This is a genomic window from Ilumatobacter sp. (genome assembly GCF_046290335.1).
Lineage (GTDB): Bacteria > Actinomycetota > Acidimicrobiia > Acidimicrobiales > Ilumatobacteraceae > Ilumatobacter_A.
In genome coordinates, this window is the sequence record NZ_JBKAGH010000003.1 from 187,278 (window position 1) to 199,933 (window position 12,656).

Consider the following 12,656-nt stretch of genomic DNA (forward strand, 5'->3'; position numbering starts at 1 on the left):
CGCGAGCCGGGTAGGCCGGATGGGAACATGCCGGCCGATGGTCACTAAGTTCGGGCCATGGCTGCTCTTGAATCCACCGTTGACATGTTCGATCTCCGGATGTCGGAAGGCGTTCGTCCGCTCTACGAGAAGGTCAAAGCCTTCATCCGAGATGAGGTCGAGCCGATGACGGAGGAGTTCTTCCGACTGGGTCACGGCCGCGCCGACCCGTGGTCGTACGCGCCGGGTCAGCTCGAACTGCTCGATGGCGTGAAGAACAAGGCCAAGGAGAACGGCCTGTGGAACTTCTTCCTGCCCGACGCCGAGACCGGCGAAGGCCTGTCGAACCTGGACTACGCGTACATCGCGATCGAGCTCGGCAAGAATCCGCTCGCGTCGGAGTCGATGAACTGCGCGGCCCCCGATACGGGCAACATGGAAGTGCTCGAGCGCGTCGGCACCGAAGCTCAGAAGCGTGAGTGGCTCGACCCGCTGCTGCGCGGCGAGATCCGCTCGGCGTACGCGATGACCGAGCCTGACGTGGCCTCGTCCGACGCGAAGAACGTTCGCTGCGAGGCGGTGCGTGACGGCGACGAGTGGGTCATCAACGGGGAGAAGTACTACATCTCCGGTGCCGGCGACCCGCGCTGCAAGATCATGATCACGATGGTGCAGACGAGCCCGGACGGCCCGCCGCATCAGCGTCAGTCGCAGATCCTCGTTCCGATCGACACGCCCGGCGTCGAGATCCTCGGCCCGATGCACGTCTTCGGCAAGGACGATGCGCCGCACGGCCACATGCACATCGCGTTCAACGACGTGCGCGTGCCGTACGAGAACGTGCTGCTCGGCGAAGGCCGCGGCTTCGAGATCAGCCAGGTCCGCCTCGGCCCCGGTCGCATCCATCACTGCATGCGTTCGATCGGCCAAGCCGAGAAGGCGCTCGAGATGATGGTGTCTCGCGGCCTCACCCGTGACGCGTTCGGCAAGCCGCTCGCCAAGCTCGGCGGCAACACCGAGATGATCGCCAAGGCCCGCATCGAGATCGAGTCGATGCGCCGCATGGTGCTCACCGCCGCCAAGGCGATGGACGAACTCGGCAACGCCGAAGCCCGCGTGTGGGTGTCGGCCGTCAAGGCGATGGTGCCGATCCGCGTGTGCGAGATCATCGATCAGGCGATCCAGATGCACGGCGCCACCGGCGTGTCCCAGTGGACGCCGCTCGCCGACATGTACGCGAGCCAGCGCACGCTGCGTCTGGCCGACGGCCCCGACGAGGTGCACTGGATGGTCGTGGGCCGCAAGGAAGTCGGTGACGGCGAGGAGAAGGCTGCCACCTACAACCCGAAGGAGACCTACCTGGCCAGCGAGAGCAAGGTCAAAGACGGCGTCTTCTCCGGCCCCGCCTGATCGGCGCACCGGTTCGCGACTGGTTCACGGCCGACCCGTACGGTCGCATCCATGCAGGTGCGACCACGATCACGATTCGTTGCCGCGTCCATCGGCGCTGTTCTTCTGACGGTCGCGTGCGGTGGCGATGATGATGACGGCGACGCCTTGGTGAATGCCGATGTCGTCGAGTCCGCCGAGCCCAGTGGCGACGCGGCGGCAACGGCGTCGTTGACCAGCGCGCAACTGGTCTGGGCGATCGACGGTGAACCGGTCGGCGGCGAGTTCTCCTACGTCGAGCCGATCGAACGAACTCGCTTCGATGCGGGTCTGCGCTGGGAGCTGCGTTTCGATGCGACCGGCGACGTCGGCGACGTGGCCGTCGAGGGGCGTCGAACCGCGACCGTCAACGGCGACCTGATCGAGAGCGGCCGCAGCAACGTCGGGCCCGAACGCGGGATGTACTACGTCGACGGGACGTTCGACGTCGGCGCGGACATCGGCCCGGATGGGGGCGAGATCGTCGTGCGCATCGACGTCGCTCGGCCGGTCTCGGCGACGACCTTGATCGAGGATCGCCGCCGATTCCAGGCGCTGACCGGCTTCGACCCCGACGACGAACAAGTCGAGTTCAGTGACGTGGCGGTCTTCAACGTCGACCGGGTGGTCGACTTGCCGCTCGCGCCGGTCGATGGTGTGAACGTCTACGAGTACGCGTTCGACGGCGACCTCGTGTTGGGCAACAGAAGCACCGTCGCCGTCGACTCGCTCGTCGAACTACGCGTGGTGGGGCCCGAGCCGGTCGCCGTCGACCCCGCCGCACCGTGCGGTGTGCTGGCCGAGCAGTACGTCGCCCAGGTCGATGCACAGCTGGCTGATCCCGAGTTCGTCCACCTCGACCGTATGCATGCGATGAACGCCGTCGAGCGAGCAGCGATCGAGCGCGACTGCGCTCCCGTCGAGTTCCAACTCCCCATCTGTGCGATCGTCGACGATCTCGTCGTGCAATCGGGTGGCGACCCGTCGCTGCCGCCGTGGAGCGAAGCGACGGTCATCTGCCCCGACGGGGCCTCGCTCCAGGAAGCGACCGTGGTCGCGGCCACCCATGCCGACGGCGTGCTGCAGATGGTGGTCCCGGCGACCATCGACGGTCTCCCGCCACTCGCCGTCGCGGTCGCAACACCAGAGTGGACCGTCGGCGTCAACCCGCCCCGCACCAACGGTCAGGAGATCGAGTTCGAGTGGCCCGGGGCGTCCGGGTTCCGCGAGGCCTGGTTCGAGGTCTCCTCCAGCGCCATGCCGCCGTCCCTGCTCGACGAGCGGTTCGAGGCCGCAGTGACCGTCGAGGATCCGAGCGGTCGGGAGATCGCCCGAGAGTCGGGCGCAGCCGGCGCAGAGCGGTCGGAATGGTTCGTCGCTGCGACGGCTGACTCCTACGAGTTCGGTGGCGCGGTCGTCCTCGACGACGAGCGGCTGTTGAGGCTTCGTGGTCGGGTCACCTCCGAGGACGGGCGCGTGCCGACCGACGAGTCGGTCGCCGAACTCGCCCGCTGTGTCGTCGAGTCGGTCGTCGTCGGGCCGTGGAGCGTGACCTCGCCGCCGCCGGAGCCGTCGGCGGTGTGCACCGACCTGGGCGTGTTCGCTGCGTCTGCGGCAGACGCCCCGGTGGAAGCAGATGCCGAGGTCGAAGCAGACGCCCCGGTCGAAGCCCTCCCTCCGTCGAGCTACGACGGGGTGACCGTCACGCTCAGCGTGCCGCCCGATCGCGAGCTCCCGGCGCACGTCGTCCAGTTGGCGGCAACCGGCTGGAGCGTCGGACGGATCGATGACGGCAGCACCAGCCAGGTTGTCGATCTCGACGGCGACGGCGATCTCACGATCCTCACGGTCGCCGCCCGTTTCGCCGGTGATGTCGACGAACGATCCGCCGAACTCCTCGACCCCGGTGACGACTGGAGTTTCGTGAGCGAACAAGACGTGTCGTGGGCCGGTGGGTCGGCTCGCCTGGTGATCACGGATCGCGCTGCGGCCTCGTCGGGGGCGGTCGCCCGAGAGGCGAACCTGGTGGCGCCACTCGACGAGAACCGACTGCTGCACGTGACGCTGCGAACCTGGTGGGACAGCGATCGTGACTTCGATGCTGATCTGGCCCTGTTGCTCGAATCGCTGACGATCGCAGGGTGACCGTCGCCGGCGTCAGCGAAGCAGGCCGGCGGGCAGGCTCGGGCGGGGGAGCCCGCGGGTGTAGTCGATCGTGCGGGGTTCGCGTGAGTACTCGAGCATGCGGTTGTGGTCGCTCGGGTACACGGTGAGCACGTCGATGTCGCCGGTGGGTTTCCAGCCGATCTTGTCGAAGAAGTGCCGGCCACGCGGGCTGTCTTCGGGCACCCAGGCCACCATCTGCTGACCGCCTTGGGCCCGCAGGTCGTCTTCGATGCGAGCGACCAATGCGGCCGCCGCGCCCGTGCCCCATGACGAGGGGTGGACCCAGATGTCGTCGACCTCGACGGTTCGGTTCGCACGCCGAGAGACCGAGAACCCGACGACGCGCTCGCCGTGCAACGCGATGAAGGTGTCGGCGTCATCGCGCAGGACCGTGTCGAGACACTCGGCTCGGCGCTCGGCATCGAAGTCGGCGCGAGCGAACACCGCAGCGGAGAACATGTGCTTGAAGCCTTCACGCCAGGCAGCCGTGTAGACGGCAACCATCACCTCGAGGTCGTCGAGATCGGCTCGTCGCACGGAGATCATCAACCGAGTATCGGTTGACGATGCGCAGAACTTGAGCTGGCGCGCTGCCGCTCAGACGGCGAGCAGGTCGCGAGCGCCAGTGTCGCTCGAGGGGTGGCGCAGCTTGCTCATCGCTCGTGCTTCGATCTGGCGGATGCGCTCACGGGTGAGGCTGAAGTGGTCGCCGACCTCTTCGAGCGTGCGCGGCTCACCGCGATCGAGTCCGAAGCGGAGCTTCAAGATCTCGCGCTCGCGCTCGTCGAGCGGGGCCAGCAACCGCGTGATCTCCTCGGGCAGGAGAGCCGTGGCGGCGACCTCGAAGGGCGACTCGGCGGAGCGGTCTTCGACGACGTCACCGAGTTCGGCATCGCCGTCTTCGCGCAGCGGCTCCGAGAGCGAGAGCGGCTCGGCTGCGAAGCGCAGCGCTTCGGTCACCTTGTCTTCCGGCATCTCGACTTCCTTGGCCAGCTCCGAGAGCGTGGCCGGTCGGCCGTACTTGAGCTCGAGTCGCGAGCGAGCCTTCTGCAGTCGGGCGAGCGTGTCGCCGGCGTGGACCGGGAGCCGGATCGTGCGGCCGGTGTTGGCGATGCCGCGGGTGATGGCCTGGCGGATCCACCACGTGGCGTAGGTGGAGAACTTGAAGCCCTTGCGCCAGTCGAACTTCTCGACGGCGTGCATCAGGCCGAGGTTGCCCTCTTGGATCAGGTCGAGGAGCGGGAGCCCGGACGCCTGGTACTTCTTGGCGATCGAGACCACGAGCCGCAGGTTCGACTGGACGAACTGACGCTCGGCCTCTTCGCCCTTGCGAGCGACGCGGCGATACTCGCGCTTCTTGGCGGGCGAGAGATCTTTGCCGCCGGCGTCGAGGAGTTCGATCGCTTCGTTGCCAGCTTCGATGGCTTTTGCGAGCCGAACCTCGTCTTCTTTGGTCAGCAGGGTGTACTGGCCGATGTCGGTGAGGTAGAGACGGACGAGGTCCTCGTCGTCACGTTCGACTCGATCTTTTGCCATCGCAACTCCTTCAGTTTGGCCAAACCATCGCGGGCTGCGAAGCGCAGAAGTGCAATGATGTCAGCGAGAGCTATGGGCGCCTCGTCTGGCTGCCGTAGAGCATCCCGCCGGAGACAAGCGTCACGATACCGACGCGACAGGTGCGACCAACTCGCGAACACACCTCGGCTCGCGCGTATCGCTTGTTGAGATGATCAGAGCGGAGCTATCACAATGACAGATGACAACATCGGTGCGACAGATGGGTCGGATCTCGTCGCTGAGCTGGAACAACCCGCTGCCGAAGGCGATGAGATCGAGTTGGCTGTTGTCACGATGCGCTTCGATTCGGCCGATGATGCAGCGCTGTTGGCCGTGTTGTCGAAGTACGTGGTGATGACGCGTATGGTCGCTGGCTGTCGCAACGTCGACCTGTGCGCAAGCGTCACCGTGCCGGGCAGGCACCTCGTGATCCAGAAGTGGGACGACTCCGCGGCGCAGCGGGCGCACTTCGACTCCGATCTCATGATCGAGATGGCGCAGAGTTGTGACGGTTTGCTCGCTGCACCACCCGACATCGATCTGTGGGACGGCACCTCGGCGCACGACCTCGCCTGAGGCGCGGATCAGCCCAGTTCACGCTGCAGCGATCACCGTCGAATTCGCGTGTGTTCGGCCCTCTGTGATAGTGGGCGGCGATATCATCTGCGCATGTCGAATCCACTGTTCAACGAGAAGCGGATGGAAGCCGACCGGGCCGGCTGGGCATCGCCGATCGTCGGTCAAACCGTCACCGATCCCTCCTTGCCCGCAACGGGGACGCCATTCAACGACGGCCCGGTCACGCCGTGGCAGAAGGGCGTGATGACCGTCAACGGCACCATCACCGCCACCGCGTCGCTGTTCATCCTGCTCCTCATCTCCGCCACCTTCGGCTGGTTCGCCTCCGAGGGCCCCACCCTCGAAAACGGCCAGGAGACCTACACCTTCCCCGGCATCGCCATGGTGGGCATCGTGGTCGGTTTCGTCGCCGTCATCGTCTCGGCCTTCAAGCCGATGTGGGCCAAGTTCCTCGGCCCGATCTACGCCCTCTGTTATGGCTTCGCGGTCGGTGCGATCTCGCACGGTTACGAGACGTTCCAGAACGGCATCGTCATCCAGGCGGCCGGCGCCACGGTTGCGGTCGTGTTCGCGATGCTCGTGCTGTACCGCACTCGCATCATCAAGGTGACCGACCGCTTCCGACGCATCGTCATCGGGGCGACGATGGGCATCATGTTGCTGTACCTGGTGTCGTTCGCCATCAACATCTTCGGCGGCGACGTCGCGTTCCTCAACAGCCCGAGCCTGTTGGGTATCGGCTTCTCGCTGTTCGTCTGCGGACTGGCGGCGATGAACCTCGCGCTCGACTTCGACCTCATCGAACGAGGCTCGAAGGAGGGGATGCCGAAGGCGTACGAATGGGTGGCAGCGCTCGGTCTCGTCGTCACCATCGTGTGGCTGTACCTCGAACTGCTCCGTCTGCTCTCGAAGCTCCAGCAGCGCTGATCGATGCGGCGACGCCGCTTCGCGGAGGCCCTCGGCGTCGCTGCTGGCGGCGCGTTGTTCGCCGGCGCGGTCGGCTCGATCGTTGGCGCCACCGTGCCGCTTGCGGTCGTCGGAGGTGTCAACGGAGCGATCTCCGGTTGGCGCGGCATCTACGAGTGGGGCTGTAGCCGTGGGCTGATCGCCTTCACGCTCGACTCCACCTGGAGTCTGCCGATGACCACGGCCGGACTGGTGGCCAACACGGTCGGGCTGGTTCATCCGAACTCGGGGTACGTCCCCGACTTGTCCGAACGCCAGAACCGGCACGTCTACCGGCGAGGTTTCATGCCGCGCAAGGGCTTTGCGATCACGCTCGGCAACGTCATCAGTGGTGCCGGTGACGTCGAGCGACCCCGGCGGGCTCGGCTGATCACCGATCACGAAGACGTTCACTGCTGGCAGGCTCGTTGGTTCGGCCCCCTCTTCCCGGCGTTGTATGTCGGCTGGATGGTCGTCGGCGGTGTCGGCGGTGCGGTGATCTGGTTGGTGGCACGTCGCAGCGACCGCTTCACCGAGGTCGTCGAGTCGTCGGCGTACTTCCTCAACCCGTTCGAATGGTGGGCGTACAGCCGTGACGACTATTGGCCGCCGAAGGGCAAGGTCGCCGACTTCGGCTGGCGACGCCCCTGCTGTCGCCCGCTCGCCATCGTCCGCCCCCGATGAGCGAAACCCTGCGGTGACAGGACGTTGCTCATCGCGGGGGTGATGGTTCACCACTGGATCACAGGCGACTGGTTGAGTCGGCTGGATGCGACGTCACCTGGCCCTCGGCCTCGTTCTGGCCCTGTCTTGCGCGTTCGCGCCGACCGTCATCGAGACGCTCGGCGACACGGCGGTCGTCGACGCGGCGGGCGCGACGTACTTCGTCGATCAAGCTGCACTCCCTGGCGGAGACGGGTCGTCGTGGGCGTCGCCGTTCACGGATCTTCAGGCGGCGCTCGCTCTTGCGGTCGACGGCGACGACATCTGGGTCGCGGAGGGCACCTACGTGCCGACGACGACCTTCGACCGGTCGATCAGCTTCGTCATTCCGATGGGCGTCGACGTGCTCGGCGGATTCCGGAACGGGCAGGTCGCCGCACAACGTGACCCGGCCGCTCATCCGACGATCCTGTCCGGAAACCTCGGACAGTTCGGTGACCCGACCGATAACTCCTATCACGTCGTCAGACAGACGAACGGGACGCCCCAGCCGGTCTCTCGGCCGCCGACGTCGCTGGATGGGCTCACCATTCGTGATGGCTACGCCGACGGCACCGGCGATGCCGACAGCGGAGTGGGCGGTGGGATCCTCCTCGTGCGCGGGTCGCCCTTCACGTTGCGGAACGTGATCGTCCGGTCGAACGTCGCAGTGTCGGGTGGCGCCGCGATCTTTCGTGGTTCGGCGGCCGACGATGTGATCATCATCGGATCGCTCATCACCGACAACGGGGATCCCACCGCAGCGGTGCCCGATCTCGATCCCACCGTCCACGCGATCCAGTCCAACGTCGGCGGCAACCCGCTCACGATTCGTGACTCCACGATCGGGCCGAATCGTGTCGGTGGCATCCGCTGGAACTCCAGCCTCACGCTGGTCGGAACCGACGTGGTCGACAACGACGGCGGGCTCAACACCTACGGCGTGTTCTTCAGCGCCGGAAACCTCGCCATCGCGCAGTCGCGTGTGGTGGGCAACGCCGGCTACGGCGCGCTGCGCGTCGACAGCGGGGCAGTCACCACGACCGCGACCATGACCAACACCATCGTCGCGAACAACTCGACCGAGTTGAGTTCGAACGACCATCCCGCGATCACGGTGACGGGACGCTCCGTCGGGAACGTCCGCGCCGATCTGATCGGTCACAACGTGACGATCGCGTACAACGCACGCGACGGGTTCCCGTGTGCGCAGGCGCTCGAGGTGCTCGGCATACCCGGTGACACGACGAACCGGACCGGTGGCGTCGGCGGCGGTGCCGTGCTCTCGTCGATGAGCTTCTCCAACTCGATCCTCTGGAACCAAGACGTCCCGTGCGGGTCCGACGTGCCGGTCGTGGACATCCCGGAGCCGTCGGTGCTCGCCTGGAACCACAGCATCGTCGGCACCTCGGGGGGCTCAGGCTCGTGGGACACCGACCTCGGGCTCGACCAAGGTGGCAACATCGACGCGGACCCGGATTTCGTCCTCGGTCTGTCGGGGACGGGAACGAACGCCGACTACCGCCTCCGCCCCGGGTCGGCGGCGATCGACGTCGGCGATCAGACGGCCCTTCCGCTCGATGTCCTCGATCTCGACGACGATCTGAACGTGGCGGAGCGATTGCCCGTCGATCTCGACGGGTTCGCACGAGTGCAGGGCGCCGAGGTCGACGCCGGTGCCTACGAGGGGATTCGTTGCCCCGTCGGTGCGACGCGTCTCTACGTGCAGCAGGGCGGTACCGGACTCGGGGGGTCGTGGGGCGATGCCCTCGGCGAACTCACCGACGCGCTCGCGCAAGCTCCGACCTGCGACAGCCCGCCCGAGATCTGGGTCGCCGAGGGCACGTACTTCCCCACCGAGACGGCGGATCGCACGGCGACGTTCGATCTGCTCGACGGGGTCCGCATCTACGGCGGATTCGAAGGCGACGAGACCAGCATCGCGCAGCGGACGTTGGGGCTCCACCCGACGGTGCTGAGCGGCAACATTCCCGGTGACAACTCCTATCACGTCGTGCGGGCCAGTGCGATCTCGTCGGGCCGGCTCGACGGGTTCACGATCACGTCCGGTGTCGCCGATGGGACCGGTTCGCGGAGTCGGGGTGCAGGTGTGTACGTCGACGAAGGCTCGGTCGAACTCGTCAATCTCGTGGTTCGCGACAATCAGGCGAACGATGGTGCGGGCCTCGCGTTCGTCGGGGCCGCGACACCGACGCTGGCGAACTCCATCGTCCGCGACAACACGGCCACCGACGAGGGCGGCGGCATCTGGATCGACGAGACGGCCGTCGACATCGTCAACTCGGTCGTCGCCGACAACACGGCGGTCGCCGGCGGTGGGCTCGACCTGGCGTCGTTCGACGGGACGATCGTCAACAGCACGATCGTCGACAACACGGCGTCGGGTGCCGGTGATCAGTTGAACCTCGTGAACTCGGCGCCGGCGATTGCGAACTCGATCGTCGACGGTGGTGATGATCCCGTCGTGCAGACCAACCTGTTCGGCCCTCCGACATGGCGCCACAACCTGGTGGACGGCTCGGGCGGCTCCGGAGCGTGGGACACGGCGTACGGGACCGACCTCGGCGGCAACCTCGACGCACCTCCGCTGCTCGATGCGACGTGGCGCCTGCGTGCCGGTTCTCCCGGCGCCGAAGCCGGTGATGACGTTGCGGTGCCGGCCGACTCGATCGACGTGGACTCCGACTCGAACCTCGTCGAACCAACTCCCCCCATCGGTTTCGGCCGCCGCATCACCGGCTCGGCCGTCGACCTCGGAGCGTTCGAAGGCCTCGACAGCGACGGCGACAACGTGTCCGATGCGGACGACAATTGTCCGACCGTCCCGAACCCCGACCAGCAGAACTCCGACTTCAACGGCGAGGGCGACGCCTGCGACCCAGATGATGACGACGACGGGGTGCTCGACGACGACGACAACTGTCGGGTCGTCGCGAACCCCGATCAAGTCGACACCGATGGTGACGGTGATGGCGATGCCTGCGACCCAGACGACGACGGTGACGGTGTGCTCGACGGCAGTGACAACTGCATCCGCGACGCGAACCCGACGCAGTCGGATGTCGACGATGACGGGATCGGTGACGCCTGTGACCCGACCGACGACCGCGTGACGGTGACCCCGCTTCCGACCGACGCGCCGACGCTCGTGCCGCTCGAGCCCGCTCGACTCCTCGACACCCGTCCCGGAGAGAAGACGGTCGACGGCCGATTCGCCGGGGAGGGACGAGTGCCCGCCGACTCGACGCTGCGACTCGCGGTGTCAGGTCGCGGGGGCATCGACACGGACGCGACCGCGGTCGTCATCAACGTCACGGCGATCAATCCGAGCGGCACCGGATTCTTGACCGTCTACGAATGCGACACCCCGATTCCGAACGCGGCGACGCTCACGTATCAGGAACGCGAGGTCAACCCGAACCTCGCGGTCGCCGGGGTGGTCGGTGGGGACGTGTGCATCTACACGTTCGCCGAGACCCATCTGACCGTCGACGTGAACGGCCTGGCACCCGGCGACAGCACCTACGTGGCGCTCGAGCCGGCCCGCCTGCTCGATACACGTCCCGCTGGCGTGACGAACGACGGCATCGACGCTGCCACCGGGCCGTTCGAGGATGGAGAGGTGCGGCGTGTGCTCGTCGCCGGGCGGGCCGGAGTGCCCGCCGGTGCGACGGCGGCCGTGCTCAACATCTCGTCGACCGGCAGCGTTGCCACCGGGTTCGCGACGGCCTGGCCGTGCGACGCCGAGCAACCGACGACGGCCAACCTCAACTTCGCGGCGGGTCGTCGCCGGACCAACCTGTCGATCGTCAGCCTCTCCGATGCAGGAGAGGTCTGCCTCTTCGTGCGGGGCTCGACGGAACTGATCCTCGACGTGCTCGGTGCCGTGGAGCCCGACACCGCCTACACGCCGTTGATTCCGGCCCGCTTGCTCGACACTCGGAGCGGCCTCGGCATCTCGACGATCGACGGTCGGTCGCTGGCCCAGGGAGCCCGCCCGGCCGGGTCGACGTACGAACTCGATGTCGCCGGGCGCGGCGGTGTACCCGTCGACGCCGAGGCGGTGGTGCTCAACGTCGCGGTGATCAACGGAGCCGGGGTCGGCTTCGTGACGGTCTTCCCGTGTGGCGAACGCCCGCTGGCGGCGAACCTGAACTTCGTGGCCCGTCAGACGGTGCCGAACCTCGTCTTCGCGAAGCTGTCACCGACCGGCACGGTCTGCGTGTTCCAGAGCGGTGGCAGTCACCTGGCCGTCGACGTGTTCGGCTCGGTGTGAACGGGCGTCACGGCGTCACGGCGACGAGGGCGTCGAGCAGCGCGGCGTTGAACTCGGCGGGCTTCTCCTGCTGGGTCCAATGGCCGGCACCGGGGATGATCGTGGCGCCCCGGTAGTTCGGCAGCGACACCTGCATCGAGTCGACGTAATCCATCCGATGCGCGATCACCATGTCGCGGTCGCCGCCGATGAACGCGGTCGGCATCGCCGGCGCGGCCAGGTCCTTGGTGCGTTCCCAGTTGGCGTCGAGGTTGCGGTACCAGCTGATCGGCCCGAAGAACCCCGACGCTTCGTACTGCTCGGTGTAGCGATCGAGATCGGCGGGTTCGAGCCACGGCGGGATGCCCTCCGCCAGCGCGCCGTGCGCGAGCACCGCATCGAAGAACCCGTTGCCCGCTGCGGGGACGATCGCGTCGATCGCCGGTGGGTCGCGGTAGCCCTCGGCGCTGCCGACCCAGATCCAGCGTCGCATCGACTCGCGGACGTCGGCCTCGAACTCGGCCTCGGGCGGCCCGACCGTCTGGAAGTACAGGATGTAGAAGAACCGGTCGCCGTACGTCTGCCCGAGTAGCTCGGTCGGTGCGATCGGCCACGGCGTGTACGGCACGCTCACGTTGACGAGCCCACGGACGCGTTCGGGATGGTCGCGAGCGAGATCCCACGTCAACAGCGCGCCCCAGTCGTGGCCGACGAACAGCGCGTCTTCCGCCTCGACGTCGTCGAGCAGCGCCAGGAGGTCGTTGCCGAGATGATCGGATCGATAGGCGGCCACGTCACGCGGGGCTGAGGAAAAGCCGTACCCGCGCTGGTCGGGCACGAGGACGCGATAGCCGGCGGCAGCGAGCGGTTCGATCTGATGACGCCAAGAGTGCGACGACTCCGGGAAGCCGTGCGCGAGCACGACGACCGGTCCGTCGCTGGGGCCGGCGTCGATGACGGCCAGCTCGATGCCGCCGAAATCGGACGAGGTCGTGACGCGACGATGGGCCGATGATTCGCTCAT

9 protein-coding genes are annotated in these 12,656 nt (G+C 67.0%); 6 read left to right on the forward strand and 3 right to left on the reverse strand.

The genetic code is table 11. The features are described from left to right. Positions 1 to 57: 57 nt before the first annotated feature. Positions 58 to 1,389 (forward strand): acyl-CoA dehydrogenase family protein, encoded by a 1,332-nt coding sequence (locus tag ACE37B_RS13460; protein WP_409923840.1) that lies wholly within the window; start codon positions 58 to 60, stop codon positions 1,387 to 1,389. Positions 1,390 to 1,440: 51 nt separating this feature from the next. Further along, a complete protein-coding gene (locus ACE37B_RS13465; protein ID WP_409923841.1) occupies positions 1,441 to 3,552 on the forward strand; it encodes a hypothetical protein in 2,112 nt (703 codons plus the stop codon). A gap of 12 nt (positions 3,553 to 3,564) precedes the next feature. On the opposite strand, the gene ACE37B_RS13470 is transcribed toward ACE37B_RS13465, so the two are convergent. Together ACE37B_RS13470 and ACE37B_RS13475 are read right to left on the reverse strand one after the other, a co-directional pair. Further along, positions 3,565 to 4,119 carry an N-acetyltransferase family protein gene (locus ACE37B_RS13470; RefSeq protein ID WP_409923842.1) on the reverse strand — a complete coding sequence of 185 codons (555 nt, stop codon included), beginning with the start codon at positions 4,117 to 4,119 and terminating at the stop codon, positions 3,565 to 3,567. Positions 4,120 to 4,170: 51 nt separating this feature from the next. After that, complete coding sequence (locus ACE37B_RS13475) at positions 4,171 to 5,109, reverse strand: RNA polymerase sigma factor RpoD/SigA (RefSeq protein WP_409923843.1); 939 nt, start codon at positions 5,107 to 5,109, stop codon at positions 4,171 to 4,173. Positions 5,110 to 5,322: 213 nt separating this feature from the next. Between ACE37B_RS13475 and ACE37B_RS13480 the strand changes: the two genes are divergently transcribed. From ACE37B_RS13480 to ACE37B_RS13495, 4 genes are all read left to right on the forward strand, one after another. Continuing rightward, the gene (locus ACE37B_RS13480; protein WP_409923844.1) at positions 5,323 to 5,706 is read left to right on the forward strand and encodes a putative quinol monooxygenase; all 384 of its coding nucleotides are present in this window, start codon (positions 5,323 to 5,325) and stop codon (positions 5,704 to 5,706) included. A gap of 93 nt (positions 5,707 to 5,799) precedes the next feature. Further along, the gene (locus ACE37B_RS13485; protein WP_409923845.1) at positions 5,800 to 6,636 is read left to right on the forward strand and encodes a Bax inhibitor-1/YccA family protein; all 837 of its coding nucleotides are present in this window, start codon (positions 5,800 to 5,802) and stop codon (positions 6,634 to 6,636) included. Between the two features lie 3 nt (positions 6,637 to 6,639). Next, positions 6,640 to 7,338, forward strand: coding sequence for a hypothetical protein (locus tag ACE37B_RS13490; RefSeq protein ID WP_409923846.1), 699 nt, complete (start codon positions 6,640 to 6,642; stop codon positions 7,336 to 7,338). A gap of 85 nt (positions 7,339 to 7,423) precedes the next feature. Then, positions 7,424 to 11,653: a thrombospondin type 3 repeat-containing protein gene (locus ACE37B_RS13495; RefSeq protein ID WP_409923847.1), complete on the forward strand. Its 4,230-nt coding sequence runs from the start codon at positions 7,424 to 7,426 to the stop codon at positions 11,651 to 11,653. 7 nt (positions 11,654 to 11,660) lie between these two features. On the opposite strand, the gene ACE37B_RS13500 is transcribed toward ACE37B_RS13495, so the two are convergent. Then, on the reverse strand, positions 11,661 to 12,656 hold the full coding sequence (locus tag ACE37B_RS13500) for an alpha/beta fold hydrolase (RefSeq protein ID WP_409923848.1): 996 nt from the start codon (positions 12,654 to 12,656) through the stop codon (positions 11,661 to 11,663).

Excerpts from the sequence above, each read along its gene's own strand:
- ACE37B_RS13500 (WP_409923848.1), bottom strand. The coding sequence starts at position 12,656 with ATGAGCGAATCATCGGCCCATCGTCGCGTCACGACCTCGTCCGATTTC.
- ACE37B_RS13480 (WP_409923844.1), top strand. The coding sequence starts at position 5,323 with ATGACAGATGACAACATCGGTGCGACAGATGGGTCGGATCTCGTCGCT.
- ACE37B_RS13495 (WP_409923847.1), top strand. The coding sequence starts at position 7,424 with ATGCGACGTCACCTGGCCCTCGGCCTCGTTCTGGCCCTGTCTTGCGCG.
- ACE37B_RS13460 (WP_409923840.1), top strand. The coding sequence starts at position 58 with ATGGCTGCTCTTGAATCCACCGTTGACATGTTCGATCTCCGGATGTCG.
- ACE37B_RS13475 (WP_409923843.1), bottom strand. The coding sequence starts at position 5,109 with ATGGCAAAAGATCGAGTCGAACGTGACGACGAGGACCTCGTCCGTCTC.
- ACE37B_RS13465 (WP_409923841.1), top strand. The coding sequence starts at position 1,441 with ATGCAGGTGCGACCACGATCACGATTCGTTGCCGCGTCCATCGGCGCT.
- ACE37B_RS13485 (WP_409923845.1), top strand. The coding sequence starts at position 5,800 with ATGTCGAATCCACTGTTCAACGAGAAGCGGATGGAAGCCGACCGGGCC.
- ACE37B_RS13490 (WP_409923846.1), top strand. The coding sequence starts at position 6,640 with ATGCGGCGACGCCGCTTCGCGGAGGCCCTCGGCGTCGCTGCTGGCGGC.
- ACE37B_RS13470 (WP_409923842.1), bottom strand. The coding sequence starts at position 4,119 with ATGATCTCCGTGCGACGAGCCGATCTCGACGACCTCGAGGTGATGGTT.